At 70.3% G+C, this 3,661-nt stretch carries 5 protein-coding genes; all 5 read right to left on the bottom strand.

Annotated elements, in window-relative coordinates:
* Positions 1 to 378 (bottom strand): NAD(P)H-hydrate epimerase (locus tag GOHSU_RS03940; RefSeq protein ID WP_005937128.1); only part of this gene is annotated, 378 nt, incomplete at its 3' end.
* 3 nt (positions 379 to 381) lie between these two features.
* Positions 382 to 2,244 carry a glutamine--fructose-6-phosphate transaminase (isomerizing) gene (gene glmS / locus GOHSU_RS03935; protein ID WP_005937126.1) on the bottom strand — a complete coding sequence of 621 codons (1,863 nt, stop codon included), beginning with the start codon at positions 2,242 to 2,244 and terminating at the stop codon, positions 382 to 384.
* 11 nt (positions 2,245 to 2,255) lie between these two features.
* Positions 2,256 to 3,206, bottom strand: coding sequence for a dienelactone hydrolase family protein (locus GOHSU_RS03930; RefSeq protein ID WP_005937123.1), 951 nt, complete (start codon positions 3,204 to 3,206; stop codon positions 2,256 to 2,258).
* The gene (locus tag GOHSU_RS16705; protein WP_005937120.1) at positions 3,182 to 3,370 is read right to left on the bottom strand and encodes a hypothetical protein; all 189 of its coding nucleotides are present in this window, start codon (positions 3,368 to 3,370) and stop codon (positions 3,182 to 3,184) included. The genes GOHSU_RS03930 and GOHSU_RS16705 overlap by 25 nt, the downstream gene beginning before the upstream one ends.
* On the bottom strand, positions 3,367 to 3,661 hold a 295-nt coding region (locus tag GOHSU_RS16855; protein WP_035739938.1), incomplete at its 5' end, for a hypothetical protein. The genes GOHSU_RS16705 and GOHSU_RS16855, both read right to left, overlap by 4 nt.

The raw sequence follows: 3,661 nt of genomic DNA, 5'->3' as shown, positions 1-3,661 counted from the left end.
CCCGCCGAGCCCGACGACGGCGTCGACCACCAGATCGCAGCCCGGATCCAGTGCCGGCACCACGGTCCCGCCGGCAGCACGCAAAGCCGCCAGTCCGCCGGGATGGGCGGCATCGGGGGCCAGCAGGACCGCCTGCACGGCGACCCCGCGGCGGGCCAGCGTCGCCCCGGCGTAGAGCGCATCGCCGCCGTTGTTCCCGGCGCCGACCACCAGGCCCACGCGGCGGGAATAGACGCCGCCGCAGCGGTCCCGCAATTCGGCCAGCACCACCTGGGCGACCCCGCGGGCGGCCCGCGCCATCAGCACGCCGCCGGTGAGCAGATCCCCGGTGGCCTCCTCGGCCGCGCGGATCTGATCGGCGGTGTAGTAGCCGGGCACGGGTTACTCCACCGTGACCGATTTCGCGAGGTTGCGCGGCTTGTCGACGTCGTAGCCGCGTTCCTGGGCGACGGTGGCCGCGAACACCTGCAGCGGCACCGTCGAGACCAGCGGCTGCAGCAGTGTCGGGGTGTGCGGGATCGGGACCAGATGGTCGGCGATCGCGGCGGCCGCGGCGTCATCGGGTTCGGCGATGATGATGGTGCGCGCACCCCGCGCCTGGATCTCGCGGACATTGCTGACCATCTTCGAGTGCAGGACCGGCCGGCCCTCCGGCGACGGCATCACCACGATCACCGGCAGCCCGTCTTCGATCAGCGCGATCGGGCCGTGCTTGAGTTCACCGGCGGCGAAGCCTTCGGCGTGGATGTAGGCCAGCTCCTTGAGTTTGAGCGCCCCCTCCAGTGCCACCGGGTAGCCCACGTGCCGGCCGAGGAACAGCACGGTGTCGCTCGACGCATAGCGGCGGGCGAGCTCGCGCACCGGTTCCATCTGCTCGAGAACCTTCGCCACCGCGGCCGGGGTCTCCTCCAGCGAACGGAACTCGGCCACCACCTCATCGGGGTACTTGGTGCCCACGGCCTGGGCCAGCGCCAGCCCCACCATGTAGGCGGCGGCGATCTGCGCCAGGAAGCACTTGGTCGAGGCCACCCCGATCTCCGGGCCGGCGTGCGTGTAGAGCACCGCATCGGATTCACGCGGAATCTGGGCGCCGTTGGTGTTGCAGATGGCCAGGACCCGGGCCTTCTGGCCCTTGGCGTGCCGGACGGCTTCGAGGGTGTCGGCGGTCTCCCCCGACTGGCTGATCGCCACCACCAGCGTCGACCGGTCCAGCACCGGATCGCGGTAGCGGAACTCGCTGGCCAGCTCCACCTCGACCGGCAGCCGGGTCCAGTGTTCGATCGCGTATTTGGCGATCATGCCCGCGTGATAGGCGGTACCGCAGGCCACGACGAAGACCTTGTCCACATCCCGCAGATCCTGGTCGCTCATCCGCTGCTCGTCGAGCACGATGCGCCCGTTCTCCAGATGACCGAGCAACGTGCTGGCCAGTGCCTCGGGCTGCTCGGCGATCTCCTTGAGCATGAAGTACTCGTAGCCGCCCTTCTCCGCGGCGGCCAGATCCCAGTCGATGTGGAACGGGGTTCCGCCGGTGGGGGTGCCGTCGAAGTCGGTGATCGTGTGGCTGTCGGCGGTGATCACCACCACCTGGTCCTGGCCGAGTTCGACGGCCTCGCGGGTGTGCTCGATGAAGGCGGTGACATCCGAAGCCAGGAACCGCTCGCCGTCGCCGACGCCCACCACCAACGGGGTGCTGCGGCGCGCGGCGACGATGGTGCCCGGCTGATCGGCGGACATGAAGACGACGGTGAAGGCGCCCTCCAGTCGGCGCAGCACCGCATAGGCGCTGGCCACGAAGTCACCGGCGGTCGCACCGGCGGCGTATTCGCGGGCCAGCAGGTGCACGGCGGTCTCGGTGTCGGTGTCCGAGGAGAATTCGACGCCGGCGGCCTCGAGTTCGTCCCGCAGCGGCGCATAGTTCTCGATGATGCCGTTGTGCACCACCGCGAACTTCGCATCGTCGGACACGTGCGGGTGGGCGTTCCGGTCGGTCGGCTGCCCGTGCGTGGCCCACCGGGTGTGCCCCATTCCGGTGGTCCCGGTCAGGGCGCCCGGGCCGACGTCGTCGATCAGCGTCTCCAGATTGCCCAGCCGACCGGCCTTCTTCTCCACCGTCAGGTGCCCGGCGCCGTCGGCGACGGCCACTCCGGCCGAGTCGTAGCCGCGGTACTCCATGCGGCGCAGCGCTTCGACGACGATCTCCAGCGCCTGCCGCTTACCCACGTATCCGACGATTCCGCACATGGTCGCCGAGTTTACCTGCCGATCAGCGGCACACCCTTCGTAGACGTGCCCTCGTCGGGACGGTACGGGGCGATGCCCAGCAGCTGGGAGAAGTGATCGGCGTCGGCCGGGCGCGCAGAGGTCGTCTCGATGACCGTCGTATCGCCCATCGAAACGTCCGGATCAGCGAACTCACGGTACCGCTCATCACCGGTCAGCCCATGGAGCAGATACCCGGTGACCTGGGCGCGAACCGCCGCGTGCGTCTTGCGTTCGGCACCGTTGAAACCGATCAGCTTCTTGACCGTCAGCGTCTCCAGGAGAGCTTTGCCATCGACACCGGCCAATGTGCGCAAAACCACCTCACCGCTGAGTGCTTTCGCCAGCGAGATCGCGTTTCCGGTCATCGAGTCGACGTCATCGGCAGCGGCGATCACCAGCGCCGGCGCGCGCACGGTGGCGGCCGCCTCGGTCAGGTCCGATGTGGTCGGCGCCGGGAACAGCGGCACGAGGGCGCGCACCGGGATCGTCGGGCGCCCCAGTAACGTGCTCGTCGATGCCGCCCGTACCGCGGCGGCCGCACCGAAACCGTGCCCGATCAGGGCCAGCCGATCGGGATCGACCGTGACCGCCCCGGAGGTCCCCAGCTGCACACTGGTGCACACGGTCAGTGCCGCACGCAGGTCGGTGGCCAGTTCGATGTCCGAGGCCAGCGGGCCCCGTTCGGAGTCGGGGGCCGCGACCACGAAACCCCACGAGGCCAGGTGGAACAGCAGATCACGGTAGGCCTTGCTGCCGCGCATCCAGCCGTGGGCGAAGGCGACGGCGGGCAGATCGGTGCCGCTGACCGGCGCGAACACCTGTCCGGCCAGCCCCACGATGCCCAGGTCGCCCCGGTTCACCTTGTGCGGGCCCCGGCGCGCCAGCTCTTTCATCAGCTTCGCCGGCGGCGGGGGCGCTACGACCTTCTTCTTCCCGAACACGGCTCTACCCTATCCAGTCGGACCGGCACCATCAGCCGGGGCAGCGAATCGGCGTCGTCCATCGGCTCGACGCCCGGCGCGGTCCGCCGGTACACCCCGTGCGCGGCCGCGAAGTCCGCGCGTGCCTGCGCACCGACCGCTTCCAGCGCAGCGGCGATGTTCACCGCTCACCAGCCAGCACCAGCTCACCGGTCGACGCTCCGCGCCAGGAGTCGTGGAGAACGACCACGGTCTCCCCGACCGCCTGCGAGGCGATGCGGCCCGCCGCCGCGGCCAGCTCCAGGCGCGCGTGAATCTCCTGGCGCGCCTGTCCGTCGCCCAAACCCGGGGCCAGCGGCCCGGTGACCACCGCCATGGCGGCTCGGTAGTCGGTCAGGACCTCACCGAGGACCTGGTGCGCGGTGGCTGCCGTCGCCGCATGTGCGGCCAGCTCGGCGGCGGCCGGGCGCAGTTCG

It is taken from the genome of Gordonia hirsuta DSM 44140 = NBRC 16056, assembly GCF_000333015.1.
Classification (GTDB): domain Bacteria; phylum Actinomycetota; class Actinomycetes; order Mycobacteriales; family Mycobacteriaceae; genus Gordonia; species Gordonia hirsuta.
The sequence above is the reverse complement of the archived record's forward strand: the minus strand, read 5'-3'. Positions and strand labels throughout refer to the sequence as shown.